This window comes from Vibrio sinaloensis (genome assembly GCF_000808535.1).
Classification (GTDB): Bacteria; Pseudomonadota; Gammaproteobacteria; order Enterobacterales; family Vibrionaceae; genus Vibrio; species Vibrio sinaloensis_D.
Map to the genome: position 1 here is coordinate 1 of NZ_JWLV01000015.1, position 12,906 is coordinate 12,906.

A 12,906-nucleotide genomic window follows, 5' to 3' on the forward strand; every position below is an offset into this window, starting at 1 on the left:
GCGTTATCGATAGATGCGAAATCTTTCGCTTCACCGCCGTATACTTTAGCAAGAGTAGTACAGATTGCAGCTGTAAGAGTTGTTTTACCGTGGTCAACGTGGCCGATAGTACCAACGTTTACGTGCGGTTTCGTACGTTCAAATTTTTCTTTAGACATGGGTTGTCCCTCTAGGTACGGATTTAGGTGGCTTTGATGACCACGCAACCAAAAGTATTGGTGTTAATCTTACTTTCAATGACTAAACGTAGTTTAGTAAAAAGAAAGTATCAAAAGGAAATGCTTGCTTGAGAGCTGGTGCTGATAGGCAGACTCGAACTGCCGACCTCATCCTTACCAAGGATGCGCTCTACCACCTGAGCTATATCAGCACTCAAATTGAGTGGAGCGGGCAGCGGGAATCGAACCCGCATCATCAGCTTGGAAGGCTGAGGTAATAGCCATTATACGATGCCCGCAACACGTAACTCTGTGAGCTATTCCCTAAAGAATATGGTGGAGGGGGACGGATTCGAACCATCGAAGGCAGTGCCAGCAGATTTACAGTCTGATCCCTTTGGCCACTCGGGAACCCCTCCAAATTTTTATTCCATTCCTCTCGTTCTCTAAAAAGAGATAAGCGGAGAAATGGTGCCGACTACCGGAATCGAACTGGTGACCTACTGATTACAAGTCAGTTGCTCTACCTACTGAGCTAAGTCGGCATAAGTGGTGCGCATTCTATTGAAGGAATTCCAACCTTGCAATAGCAAAATCAAAAAAAATCACGATTTTAATCAGTTTCCGCTCTTTTGCTGAAAAAACACACAGATTGAGCGCAAAATGCAACTTAATCGTCCCCTTCTCATTTGCTTTCGGCGCTTGTTGTTGTATTTTCGCTGCTCTTATCGTGATATTTGGGTTAGGAAGACTATGACACCTTATCTCTCTTTTAATCGTCAGCAATGGGCAGAATTGCGCAATTCTGTGCCAATGACGCTATCCGAAGAGGATTTGATCGAACTGCAAGGTGTTAACGAAAGCCTCACAATGGAAGAGGCCGTTGAAATTTATCTGCCTCTCGCGCGTCTTCTGAATCTTTACATTTCTGCCAGACAAAGCCGTAATACTGTCCTTAATAACTTTCTTAGTAATCAGGAATCGACCCCGCCGTTTATTATTGGGATCGCAGGAAGCGTCGCAGTGGGTAAAAGTACCACAGCGCGATTACTCAAAGCCTTGCTCTCTCGTTGGGAGAAACACCCTAAAGTGGAGTTGGTGACGACCGATGGCTTCCTTTATCCAAAGAAGGTTTTGAATGAGCGCGGCATTATGCACCGTAAAGGGTTTCCAGAGTCTTATGATATTAAACGCCTTGTCGAGTTTGTCTCCGATGTCAAAGCCGCAAAGCCCAATCTCGAAGTGCCCGTTTATTCGCATATTACCTACGACATCACTGATGAGGTGAAAGTTGTCGACCGCCCTGATGTCTTGATTATTGAAGGTCTTAACGTTTTGCAAAGTGGCATGGACTACCCTCATGATCCGCACCGCGTGTTTGTTTCTGACTTCCTCGACTTTTCAATTTACGTCGACGCTGACTCTGATGTCATTGAAAACTGGTACGTGGAACGTTTTCTTAAGTTTCGTCAGGGTGCGTTTACCAAACCGGGCTCCTATTTTAGCCACTACACCAAACTCAACAAAGTGGAAGCCATCGATAAAGCTCACGACATTTGGCAAACGATCAATGGCATCAACCTGACGCAGAATATTCTCCCTACCAAAGGGCGCGCCCAACTTATTTTGAAGAAAGGCCAAGATCACCACATAGAAGAAGTGTTGCTAAGGAAGTAGCGAGAAGAGAGAATCTGCTAAGGGTTGGCTTGAGATGCCAACCCTTTTTTATGGCGTCAGAACATCTCAACGCCATTGACAACTATTTTTTAGCTCCGGTTACTTTGGCTCCGGCCCGTATGAGTTATCGCCCGCCTGCCCTTTTAGCAACCCGCACTCAACGAAAATCCAGATTCCGCACACAAGCGAGATTGTGTAGGCGATCATTTGCTCTGTTGAAGGAGAAGCCATTGGCTCTCCATCCATCGGCGCCATTAAACGCCCAACAATCAGTGGCACGTTCATCAATAACCACCAGTTAGATTTTCCGCGATCGTGCCAGCGTTTCGCTGTAATGGCTAAATCGGGAAGTAAAGCTGCGATGAGAAATATCGGCAAAACTAGGTGAGAAATGGCAGGAAAGAGAACATTCATTCCTATTCCGAAGCCAAATATCGCAATGTAGTAAACCAAATTCCATGTCCAGTAGACTTTTCGACCTACGCGACCTTGGAAAGAAAACAATAACTCTTTAATTGACATCCCATTACCTAAAAAATAAAAACTAATTAATGACCTTCTGGAAGCAATCTTTGTCCATATCTCGAATGTTGACGGTTAGGCTTCGGACATGGCTGGCTTGCTCTTGCAAAACGGTCATTAACTGACGAGATAGGTCTCTCTTCTGTTCAGCGGTTCGGCCATCCAGTAATTCAAAACTGATATGGATAAAATCGACGCTGTCAGCTTCCTCCCCAATCAACCAATTGTGGCAGCGCAACGCTCGTGATTTTACCGAGCCAACATCAAATAACCCGCTTTGTAAGGCGACTTGGTGCAAATCTTCCAGCAGGCCTTGCACATTAACACGCTCATCGACTGAGTTGGAGTATTCCATTACTAGGTTTGGCATTGTTATCCTCAAATGTAAGAGAGTTTCATCATTACGAACTATACTCCTTCCACTATTAACAATTTCTAAGCAGGTTTTGCAGCCAAAGGACACTATTCTGCATAACGGATCACTCTAGTCAGCGCAAGATAGGTCAATTATGTGCAGTGACAGCTCCAACCATTGAATGAGATCCGGTTAAGACATGATACTAGTCATGATCTGGCGAATTTATTCTGTTATATTCCTACGAAGATTTTTTACATTAATTGAATTTTTACATAAGAGATAAGGGAGATATTCCTATGCGTCGTCCTGTAGTGATGGGTAACTGGAAACTGAATGGCAGCAAAGCAATGGTGAAAGAGCTGCTAACTGGTCTTAACGCTGAGCTTGAAGGCGTTGAAGGTGTTGACGTAGCCGTAGCGCCACCAGCACTTTACATCGACCTTGCAGAGCGTGTAATCGCTGAAGGCGGTAACAAGATCATCCTAGGTGCACAAAACACTGACCTAAACAACAGCGGTGCATTCACTGGCGATATGTCTCCAGAGATGCTAAAAGATTTTGGTGCTTCTCACATCATCATCGGTCACTCTGAGCGTCGTGAATACCACAACGAATCTGATGAGTTCATCGCGAAGAAATTCAACTTCCTAAAAGAAAACGGTCTTAAGCCAGTATTCTGTATCGGTGAATCTGAAGCGCAAAACGAAGCGGGCGAAACTGAAGCAGTATGTGCACGCCAAATCAACGCAGTGATCGACACTTACGGTGTTGAGGCACTGAACGGCGCAATCATCGCTTACGAACCAATCTGGGCTATCGGTACTGGTAAAGCAGCAACAGCTGAAGATGCACAACGCATCCACGCTTCTATCCGTGCTCTAATCGCAGCGAAAGATGAAGCAGTTGCAGCACAAGTAATCATTCAATACGGCGGCTCTGTTAAGCCAGAAAACGCTGAAGCTTACTTCTCACAACCAGACATCGACGGTGCTCTAGTTGGTGGTGCTTCTCTAGACGCTAAGAGCTTCGCAGCAATCGCTAAAGCAGCTGCAGCGGCAAAAGCGTAATTTATTCTTAACGAATAACGATTTTTAAGGTCAGCTTCGGCTGGCCTTTTTTGTGCCTGAGAATTGGTCGTATCGCTATAGATCAAGTATGCTACGTTTTTCCTCCAAGCAAACAGTAGCTCTCAATGCAGGATAAGCACGGCCTGTTGACCGGCCCCATCCCTACCGTTTTACGTCAAATGACCGTACCGATGACGTTCGGGCTTATCGCGATCTTGATGTTTAACCTTGTCGATACGTTTTTTATCTCGCTATTGGGCACTGAAGCGCTGGCTGCCATCAGTTATACCTTTCCCGTTACCTTTGCGGTTAACTGCATAACGATGGGAATAGGTATGGGCTTATCCACCAATATCGGTCGCTTACTTGGCCAAGGACAGTCCCAAGACGCCGCCCGTTTTTCTTCCCATGGATTGTTGCTTGCGGTTGTCCTCGTCGCCCTAGCCTGCACTCTCGGACTACTGACGATTGAGCCTCTGTTTCTTCGCTTGGGCGCCAAAGCAGAACTTATTCCCCTCATCGAACAATACATGTTTATTTGGTACCTAACGATCCCACTGCTGGTCATTCCCATGGCGGGCAATAGCGCCATTCGTGCGACAGGGGATACCAAAACTCCGGCAAAAATCATGATGCTGGCAGGTTGTATTAACGGGGTGCTCGACCCATTGCTCATTTTCGGTATTGGCCCGTTTCCGGAGTTGGGTATTCAGGGGGCTGCAATCGCAAGTGCGCTGAGTTGGTTGGGGGCTTTATGCGGTTCGCTCTACGTTCTTATCAAACGAGAGAAATTGCTCGGACTGCCGAATGTGACACAAATTAGCCACGATTGGCGTTTGATTCTTAAGATCGGTACCCCTGCTGCGTTATCCAACGCGATGACCCCGATCTCAGGCGCCATTCTTATGATGATGCTCTCGAGTCATGGGACCGCCGCCGTTGCAGCTTATGGTGCAGCTCAAAGAGTTGAATCGATCCTAATCTTAGTTTTGATGGCACTAACCTCCGCTTTGACTCCCTTTGTGGCTCAAAACATGGGCGCTAATAATCCTCATCGAAGCTTTGCGGGAATTTTTCTCAGTATGCGATTTTCGATGGTACTCCAACTGGGTATTTTCATTATGATGGTGCCATTGAGCATTCCGTTAGCCGCCCTATTCTCTCAAGAGCAAGCGGTAAAGGATTTACTGTGGCACTACCTACTTGTGGTGCCATTCAGCTATGGTTTTCAAGGTGTCATCATGATGTTGGTTTCAGGACTGAATGCATTGCACCAACCATTGAAGGCATTTCAGTGGAGCTTTATGCGTTTGTTCATTTTTATGCTACCGTGCGCTTGGTTGGGGAGCCTGTTGTATGACATCGAAGGGTTATTTATCGGGATTGCACTCGGCAATATCATTGGCGGACTGTTAGGGTATCTATACGCGCTGAAGCTACGCAAACAATACTTGGCTTACGAAACAAAAACACCGGCCTAAGCCGGTGTCATTATTTATTCTTCGATGACGTCTTCATCAAGTTCTAAGTCGATATCCAATGGCTCTTGAGAAAGAATCACGCCCGTATTGTCAGCATAGAGGTAATCTTCAGGCAAGAAGGTTACACCGCCAAAGTTAACCGGCACATCCACTTCACCTATACCTTGCGACGTCGCCCCAACGGGAATGGAAGCCAATGCATGAATACCAATGCTCAAGTCTTCTAACTCATCGACCTCTCGAACGCATCCATAGGCGACAATGCCTTCCCAATCATTCTCTTCTGCAAGCGTTGCAAGCTCTGCATCAATCAAAGCCCGACGCAGCGAACCGCCACCATCGATCAACAGTACACGACCTAAACCATCTTGCTCTAGGATCTCACGAATCAAACCGTTATCTTCAAAACATTTGACGGTTGTAATTTGTCCAGCAAAAGAGGCACAACCACCAAAATTACTAAACATAGGCTCTACAACATCGACCTGTTCTAGGTAAATGTCACATAGGGCAGAGGTATTGTATTCCATCGTGTTCCTTCCCATCGCGTTCGTCATCTCCATCGAGTATATAGGGACATTAAGTCATTGCAATGACACGCATCACTTAACTCACCAGTGTTTGTGCAATTACAACTCCGGCAAAAAGCAAGTTAGTGACCAACGAGCACTTAACGATCACAGGCATCATTGGTGCAATTTGCGCGGGTTGCTCTGCTCGCCACACGGCTTTTCCGTGCTTATAAACAATCAGAGCGCTAATCAGGAAAGGAAAACTAAACCAGATCGGGCTCGGCTGAAGCACTAAATAGGCGATAAACGACACTAAGGCTCCGACAAGCAACAGAGAATGGTATTGCTTCGCTTTGTGTTGACCTAATCGAACCGCGACCGTGCGCTTTCCACACTCTTCATCATTTTCAATATCACGCATATTGTTGATATTCAAAACCGCAACGGCGAGCAAGCCACACCCTATGGCTGGCAATGTCAGCAGCGGTGCAATCACTCCCGTGTGCAAGAAAAACGTGCCGGCAACACCCAACAAGCCAAAAAAGATAAAGACTGACACATCACCAAGACCCACATAGCCATATGGCTTATTGCCCACGGTATAGGCGATCGCCGCGACAATCGCGAGTACTCCCAAACCAATGAACGCGAGAATACTTTGCAGGCTATCCAATGCATATAGCACCAATGCCATACCGGACACCATCGTCAATACAATATTGATAATGATCGCTGATTTCATGGCGCTTTGGCTCACCTCGCCCGATTGAATAGCTCGCATCGGCCCTAACCGTTTTTCGTTGTCGGTGCCCTTTACTGCATCGCCATAATCATTGGCCAAGTTGGATAATATTTGTAGCAAGGTGGCGGTTATAAATGCCAGCAAAGCAACCGGGAAAGAAAATTGATGCGTGGAGTACGCCAATACGCTACCCGTCAAGATAGAAACCAGTGCCAGTGGCAAAGTCTTTGGGCGCGCGGCGTCAAGCCAGATACGTATAGACTGATTCATGAGTTTTAGTTTAGTCACATAAAGCGTAGTAAAGATTGTGGCACATCAAGCACCAAGCAGAAAAACAAAAAAGGCCACCGAAGTGACCTTTTACTGAAACTTAACCAAAGTCTATTTATTTTACACGGCCAACGTATTCGCCAGTACGAGTATCCACTTTGATTACTTCACCGATAGCGATGAACAGTGGTACGCGAACCACAGCGCCAGTTGAAAGCGTTGCTGGCTTGCCACCAGTGCCTTGAGTATCGCCTTTTAGACCTGGGTCAGTATCTGTCACTTCAAGCTCAACGAAGTTTGGTGGTGTCACAACGATTGGGTTGCCATTCCAAAGAGTAAGCATACACGTGTTGTTTTCTACCAACCATTTCGCGTTTTCGCCAACCGCTTTTACGTCTGCAGCGATTTGCTCAAACGTTTCGTTGTTCATAAAGTGGTAGAATTCGCCGTCGTTATATAGATAATCTAGGTCGATATCCATTACGTCTGCAACTTCACAAGTTTCACCAGACTTAAAGGTTTTCTCTAGCACTTTACCAGAAAGAAGTTTACGAATTTTCACGCGGTTGAACGCTTGGCCTTTACCTGGCTTAACGTATTCGTTTTCCAGGATAACGCAAGGCTCGTTATCAAGCATGAGTTTTAGACCGCCTTTAAATTCATTGGTGCTAACAGTAGCCATTTTTTCCTCTTTACATTCTTAGAGCTAAATTCAATGCCGCATATCATAACCCGAAAAGCCGTTTCTGTTGAGCAAAACTGGCTTCAACAGCTAGCGAATGGGATCTCTGATCCTGCCAAATTGCTCGAAAAGCTGGAAATCGATCCTGCTAAATGGCAAGACGGATTTGCAGCGAGAAAGCTATTTGCGCAGCGTGTGCCGCAAAGTTTTGTCGATAGAATGGAGAAAGGCAATCCTTATGACCCGCTTTTGCGTCAGGTTTTACCACTTTCACAAGAATTTGAAGTGCACGAGGGCTATTCCAACGATCCTTTACAAGAGCAAGGTAATGAGACACCTGGGTTACTGCATAAGTACCGCAACCGAGCGCTAATGATTGTGAAGGGTGGATGTGCCATTAACTGCCGTTACTGTTTTCGTCGTCATTTCCCCTATCAAGAGAACAAAGGCAACAAGTTAGTTTGGCAGCAAAGTCTTGATTACATTCGCCAACAATCAGAGCTCAATGAAGTCATTTTATCGGGCGGGGATCCATTAATGGCGAAAGATGAAGAGCTGCAGTGGCTCATCAATCGCATCGCTGATATTCCACATATCAAACGCATCAGGGTCCACTCGCGTTTACCCGTTGTCATTCCGGCACGAATCACGCCGGATTTACTCGCGATACTCAGTGGCAGTCGCTTACAAGTGATCATGGTAACGCACATTAACCACGCCCAAGAGATCAATCATGAACTGAAACGCGCGATGCATGATCTCAAGCAAGCGGGGGTCACCCTGCTAAACCAAGGAGTGATGCTCAAAGGCGTCAATGATTGCGTTGAGGCACAAGTGGCGCTCAGTGAAACTCTTTTTGACGCCGGAATTCTTCCTTACTACATGCACGTTCTCGACAAAGTTCAAGGGGCTGCGCACTTCTATATTTCGGATCAGCAAGCCAAATCCATCATGTCAGGTCTGCTTGAGCGCGTCTCAGGATACTTAGTGCCCAAACTCACTCGCGAGATAGGTGGCCGCAAGAGTAAAACCCCTCTGGACTTGCACTTAGAGTAATCTAGACGACAAAAATAATTCGTTCGATAGACAACGCTATCCTGTGCATACTCCGACGCTTTGGAGGTCAAAATGCAACCATCTATCGAACAATTTCTCGATCTTGGGCCATTCACATGGCCTGCTCTACTTTGCTGCGCCGTCAACGGCATTCTGGTCGGTGTCGAGCGCCAGACTCGTGGCAAACCCGTTGGAATTCGCACCTCGATACTGATCATATCGGGGACTTACTTATTTATGTCAATGGCTGTCTCCTTGTCACCCAATACGCTAGACCAAGCGCGCGTGCTCGGACAAATCATTACTGGGGTTGGCTTTCTTGGTGCAGGGGTCATGATGACGCTCGATGGCAAGATTCATGGCGTCACGTCGGCAGCCGTCATTTGGGTGCTTGCTGCGCTTGGAATGATGATTGGTTTGGGGTACTTGCAGCAATCGGTTGTTATTACTCTGCTGGTACTGAGCGTACTGCTTGGGGTCGACAGAGCCGAAAACAGGGTCAAAGCACTGCGCCGTGGTGTACACCAAAAATTCCATAGCCGGAAAATCTCGCGTCCAAAACCATGATCGTTGCGGCGAATTAGCAACCTGACGATGGTTACTGCGCCGCAATTTGACAAAAAACAAAGAAGCCGCCGATAACGCAAACTCTGTGCCAGATAAGCATAGAACTTCACATTTCCACCTACCACTTTTGGATAGCATGAACCCTACTTCTGTTACCTTGTAGGGTTTGATTATGTTTTACGTACATATGCTCCTGCTTCTGACGGTGATATTTATCGGTATCCGCCATGGAGGCATTGCTTTTGGTCTACTCGGGGGCCTAGGCGTTTCGGTTCTCGCGTTTGTATTTGGGGTCGCTCCAGGTTCACCACCAATTAGTGTCATGCTGATTATTTTGGCCGTGGTTGCCGCGTCCGCTACGTTGGAAGCGACAGGGGGTCTTAAGCTGCTCGTGAAATTTGCCGAGCGTTTACTGCGTAAGCATCCAAGTCAAATCGTCTTTCTTGGACCGCTCTGTACTTACTCCCTTACCGTATTGGTTGGCACTGGTCACTCGGTTTACCCACTTCTGCCCGTGATTTACGATGTCGCCTACAAAAAAGGCATCCGCCCAGAGCGCCCTATGGCGATGGCAACCGTTGCCTCTCAAATGGGGATTACGGCGAGTCCTATTGCGGCAGCTGCGGCCGTGGTCATGGCGACAGCCGCCGATAACCACTTAGACATCAGCTTGGTCAACGTTTTGCTCGTTACTATACCAGCAACGTTAATCGGCGTATTGGTTGGCTGCTTATGGAGCCTGAAACGTGGTAAAGAGCTCGACCAAGATCCAGCATTTATTGAGCGTTGCCAAGACCCTGAATTCAAGGCACAACTGATTGATGCTTCCAGTGAAGAAGATGAGAGCCCAGCACACGAAGGCGTGGCAAAAAAAGGATTGGCGATTTTCTTAGCGGGTATCGCTACCGTCATCTTTGTTGCCATGTTTGGTAAAGATCTCGGATTGCTACCAGCTGGAGTGAAAATGTCGGTGGCTATTCAGTTCTTGATGTTGTCTGTTGGTGCTCTGATTCTACTCACCACGAAAGTTGAGCCGAAGAAGATCGTTCACAGTAATGTCTTCATCGCGGGTATGACCGCCGTCATTATCATCTTTGGTATCGCATGGATGAGTGACACCATCATCGGCTTCCACAAACCGTACCTGATTAGCCTAGTCAGTGACATTGTTGCTGCCCACCCATGGACCTTTGCGATTGCGATGTTTGTGGTTTCAGTCTTCTTGAAGAGCCAAGCTGCAGTGCTCACCATCATGCTACCACTTGGCTTCGCGATGGGGATTCCTGCGCCAGTGCTGATTGGTGTACTCCCGGCTTGTTACGCCTACTTCTTCTTCCCATTCTACCCAAGTGACTTAGCGGCGATAACCTTTGACCGCTCTGGTACAACACAGATTGGCAAATATGTACTTAACCACAGTTTCTTACTGCCTGGTTTCATTGGTGTGGTCACGGCAACGACTGTGGGTTACGTGCTTTCAACCATGCTAGTTAACTAACCTGATCCTATAAACAAAAAGCCAGTTGGTTTCCCAACTGGCTTTTTTATCTGTACTTAAGCGTAAAACTTAGAACAGCTCTTCTGCAACCTTGAATAGGTCTTCACGAACTGGACGCTTCATGTTCTCGATAGCGTCAATGATGTCATGGTGAACCAACTGCTCTTTTTGGATACCGACACAACGACCGCCGTGACCATCCATCAATAGATGAACGGCATAGTTACCCATACGAGAAGCAAGGACACGGTCGAACGCAGTCGGACGACCGCCACGTTGAATGTGGCCAAGAACTGTCGCACGAGTTTCACGACCTGTTGCCGCTTCAATCTCTTTTGCTAGTTCATTTGCATCCATCATAAGCTCTGTCAGCGCAATAATGGCGTGCTTCTTACCTTTCGCAATACCGTCTTGGATATTGCTGATCAGCTTCTCTTTATCTAGACCAGTTTCCGGTGTGATGATGTACTCACAACCACCTGCAATCGCAGACATAAGAGTTAAATCGCCACAGTGGCGACCCATGATCTCAACAATCGAAATACGTTGGTGAGAAGATGAGGTATCACGTAGACGGTCAATCGCATCAATAACTGTGTTTAACGCAGTTAGGTAACCGATGGTGTAATCTGTACCTGCGATATCGTTATCGATAGTGCCAGGAAGACCGATACATGGGTAACCCATTTCAGTCAGTTTCTTCGCACCCATGTAAGAGCCGTCACCACCGACAACCACTAACGCTTCAATGCCGTGCTTCTGTAGGTTTTCGATCGCTTTCTGGCGCACTTCCACTTCTTTGAATTCTGGGAAACGCGCAGAACCTAGAAAAGTACCGCCCTTGTTGATCACGTCAGAAACGCTTGAACGATCCAGTTTCTGGATACGGTCTTCATATAGGCCTAGGTAGCCATCAAACACGCCGTATACTTCTAACCCTTCAGACAGTGCAGTACGTACTACGCCACGAACAGCTGCGTTCATACCAGGTGCGTCACCGCCACTTGTTAAGACACCGATCTTCTTAATCATGCTCACCCTCGATTTTTGGGAATCTTATTTCAATTTTTACGTCAGCAGCTTACATTAAGCGTCTGACTTAATTCCTTAACTGTGCAATATGTTACCTTTCCTAACTAGGAATACTACTTTTATTTGCACGAAATTATGTAACTTTTCTACTTATGTAAGAGTATTACAGCTTTGCAATTTCACTTACTTGATACACATCAGGATCACAGTTAAAAGTGAACCCGCTGAAAAGATAGTCAATAAGTGATGCTTTGTCGCGCTAACCTCAATTACCAATCTTGAGATTTCTGCACTCTTTCCGCTCCAAGGACCACAGAATAAGGGTCTTGATGGATCAGTACATCCGACTCAGGAAACAGTTCAAGAAGTTTATCTTCTACTTCGTCAGAGATTCGATGCGCTTCAATTAGTGCGAGCTGATCTTCTAGCTCTAAGTGCAACTGGATAAAACGTGTCGGGCCAGACATTCGGGTACGCAGCTGGTGAACTCCTAATACCCCCGGGACAGAGAGGCACACGCTGCGAATGTCGTTGAGCTCGCTGTCTGGTAGCTTGCGGTCCAAAAGGGTTTGCGTCGCTTCACGAACCATTTTAAATGCGCTAAAGAGAATGTAGATGCCAATTCCCACAGCGAACACAGCATCCGCCTGCTTAATACCAAACCAACTCAACCCGAGCGCCAACATGATCGCAGCGTTCATATAAAGATCGGACTCATAGTGAAGCGAGTCAGCCGCAATGGCTTGGCTGCCTGTTTTCTTCACCACATGCTTTTGAAAACGCACTAGCGCAAATGTCACCGCAATGGCGAACAGGCTAACGTAAACACCATACTCGGGGGATTGAAGATCATGAGGTCTAAAGAATCGGTCGATACCATTAAGAATCAGAAAGACCGCCGATCCAGAAATAAACATTGCTTGAGCCAATGCCGCCAACGACTCCGCTTTACCGTGTCCAAAGGCATGCTCTCTGTCTGCGGGCTGAAGAGAGTATCGAACCACGACTAAATTCACCAACGAGGCAGCAATATCCAGCATCGAATCGATCAGCGATGCCAGTAAGCTCACCGACCCCGTCACCCACCAAGCACCAACCTTAACAATCAACAATAAGGTTGCCACTATGGTCGCCGTCCAAGCCGCCATGGTCACTAGGCGCGCATATTCCTGTTTCATAAACAATTGATCAATAAACAAACATACTCTTAGTATAACGCCTCACATGTTGAATAAAAATGGCATAAAAAAAGCGACCATCTGGCCGCTTATTCACACAAATATC

The 12,906-nt window shown here is 46.8% G+C and carries 14 protein-coding genes and 4 tRNA genes; 6 read left to right on the forward strand and 12 right to left on the reverse strand.

From position 1 onward, the window contains the following. The 5 genes from RJ47_RS20850 to RJ47_RS11060 form a co-directional block, all read right to left on the reverse strand. The coding region (locus tag RJ47_RS20850; RefSeq protein ID WP_231565951.1) for a GTP-binding protein at positions 1–158 on the reverse strand (158 nt) is incomplete at its 3' end. Positions 159–294: 136 nt separating this feature from the next. Continuing rightward, positions 295–370, reverse strand: a tRNA-Thr gene (locus RJ47_RS11045). Positions 371–382: 12 nt separating this feature from the next. Then, positions 383–457: transfer RNA gene (locus RJ47_RS11050), tRNA-Gly, on the reverse strand. Between the two features lie 35 nt (positions 458–492). Then, a tRNA-Tyr gene (locus tag RJ47_RS11055) sits at positions 493–577 on the reverse strand. A gap of 50 nt (positions 578–627) precedes the next feature. Next, positions 628–703: transfer RNA gene (locus RJ47_RS11060), tRNA-Thr, on the reverse strand. A 208-nt stretch (positions 704–911) separates the two neighbouring features. On the opposite strand from RJ47_RS11060, the gene coaA reads away from it, so the two are divergent. Further along, on the forward strand, positions 912–1,835 hold the full coding sequence (coaA, locus tag RJ47_RS11065; protein ID WP_038141256.1) for a type I pantothenate kinase: 924 nt from the start codon (positions 912–914) through the stop codon (positions 1,833–1,835). A gap of 99 nt (positions 1,836–1,934) precedes the next feature. Here the strand turns inward: coaA and RJ47_RS11070 are convergent, their stop codons facing one another. Both RJ47_RS11070 and RJ47_RS11075 read right to left on the reverse strand, forming a co-directional pair. After that, on the reverse strand, positions 1,935–2,357 hold the full coding sequence (locus tag RJ47_RS11070; protein ID WP_005476829.1) for a DUF805 domain-containing protein: 423 nt from the start codon (positions 2,355–2,357) through the stop codon (positions 1,935–1,937). 22 nt (positions 2,358–2,379) lie between these two features. Further along, complete coding sequence (locus RJ47_RS11075) at positions 2,380–2,727, reverse strand: 5-carboxymethyl-2-hydroxymuconate Delta-isomerase (RefSeq protein WP_038141253.1); 348 nt, start codon at positions 2,725–2,727, stop codon at positions 2,380–2,382. Between the two features lie 284 nt (positions 2,728–3,011). Between RJ47_RS11075 and tpiA the strand changes: the two genes are divergently transcribed. Beyond that, on the forward strand, positions 3,012–3,782 hold the full coding sequence (gene tpiA / locus RJ47_RS11080) for a triose-phosphate isomerase (protein WP_005476835.1): 771 nt from the start codon (positions 3,012–3,014) through the stop codon (positions 3,780–3,782). Positions 3,783–3,907: 125 nt separating this feature from the next. Continuing rightward, positions 3,908–5,263 (forward strand): MATE family efflux transporter, encoded by a 1,356-nt coding sequence (locus tag RJ47_RS11085; RefSeq protein ID WP_039483815.1) that lies wholly within the window; start codon positions 3,908–3,910, stop codon positions 5,261–5,263. A 14-nt stretch (positions 5,264–5,277) separates the two neighbouring features. On the opposite strand, the gene rraA is transcribed toward RJ47_RS11085, so the two are convergent. From rraA to efp, 3 genes are all read right to left on the reverse strand, one after another. Further along, positions 5,278–5,793, reverse strand: a complete 516-nt coding sequence (rraA, locus tag RJ47_RS11090) for a ribonuclease E activity regulator RraA (RefSeq protein WP_038141248.1) — start codon at positions 5,791–5,793, stop codon at positions 5,278–5,280. Positions 5,794–5,869: 76 nt separating this feature from the next. Further along, on the reverse strand, positions 5,870–6,787 hold the full coding sequence (locus RJ47_RS11095; protein ID WP_038217569.1) for a 1,4-dihydroxy-2-naphthoate polyprenyltransferase: 918 nt from the start codon (positions 6,785–6,787) through the stop codon (positions 5,870–5,872). Between the two features lie 115 nt (positions 6,788–6,902). Then, the gene (gene efp, locus RJ47_RS11100) at positions 6,903–7,469 is read right to left on the reverse strand and encodes an elongation factor P (protein ID WP_005476836.1); all 567 of its coding nucleotides are present in this window, start codon (positions 7,467–7,469) and stop codon (positions 6,903–6,905) included. A 33-nt stretch (positions 7,470–7,502) separates the two neighbouring features. Here efp and epmB point away from each other — a divergent pair, with 33 nt between their 5' ends. From epmB to RJ47_RS11115, 3 genes are all read left to right on the forward strand, one after another. Then, entirely contained in the window at positions 7,503–8,525 is a 1,023-nt protein-coding gene (epmB, locus tag RJ47_RS11105; RefSeq protein ID WP_039483817.1) for an EF-P beta-lysylation protein EpmB, read from the forward strand. A 72-nt stretch (positions 8,526–8,597) separates the two neighbouring features. Beyond that, the gene (locus tag RJ47_RS11110) at positions 8,598–9,092 is read left to right on the forward strand and encodes an MgtC/SapB family protein (protein WP_005476820.1); all 495 of its coding nucleotides are present in this window, start codon (positions 8,598–8,600) and stop codon (positions 9,090–9,092) included. Between the two features lie 172 nt (positions 9,093–9,264). Further along, positions 9,265–10,590 carry an anaerobic C4-dicarboxylate transporter gene (locus RJ47_RS11115; protein WP_038186767.1) on the forward strand — a complete coding sequence of 442 codons (1,326 nt, stop codon included), beginning with the start codon at positions 9,265–9,267 and terminating at the stop codon, positions 10,588–10,590. Positions 10,591–10,659: 69 nt separating this feature from the next. Here RJ47_RS11115 and pfkA read toward each other — a convergent pair whose 3' ends face one another. After that, on the reverse strand, positions 10,660–11,622 hold the full coding sequence (gene pfkA / locus RJ47_RS11120) for a 6-phosphofructokinase (RefSeq protein WP_005476816.1): 963 nt from the start codon (positions 11,620–11,622) through the stop codon (positions 10,660–10,662). Positions 11,623–11,891: 269 nt separating this feature from the next. Further along, positions 11,892–12,800, reverse strand: coding sequence for a CDF family cation-efflux transporter FieF (gene fieF / locus RJ47_RS11125; RefSeq protein ID WP_039483872.1), 909 nt, complete (start codon positions 12,798–12,800; stop codon positions 11,892–11,894). Between the last annotated feature and the right edge of the window lie 106 nt (positions 12,801–12,906).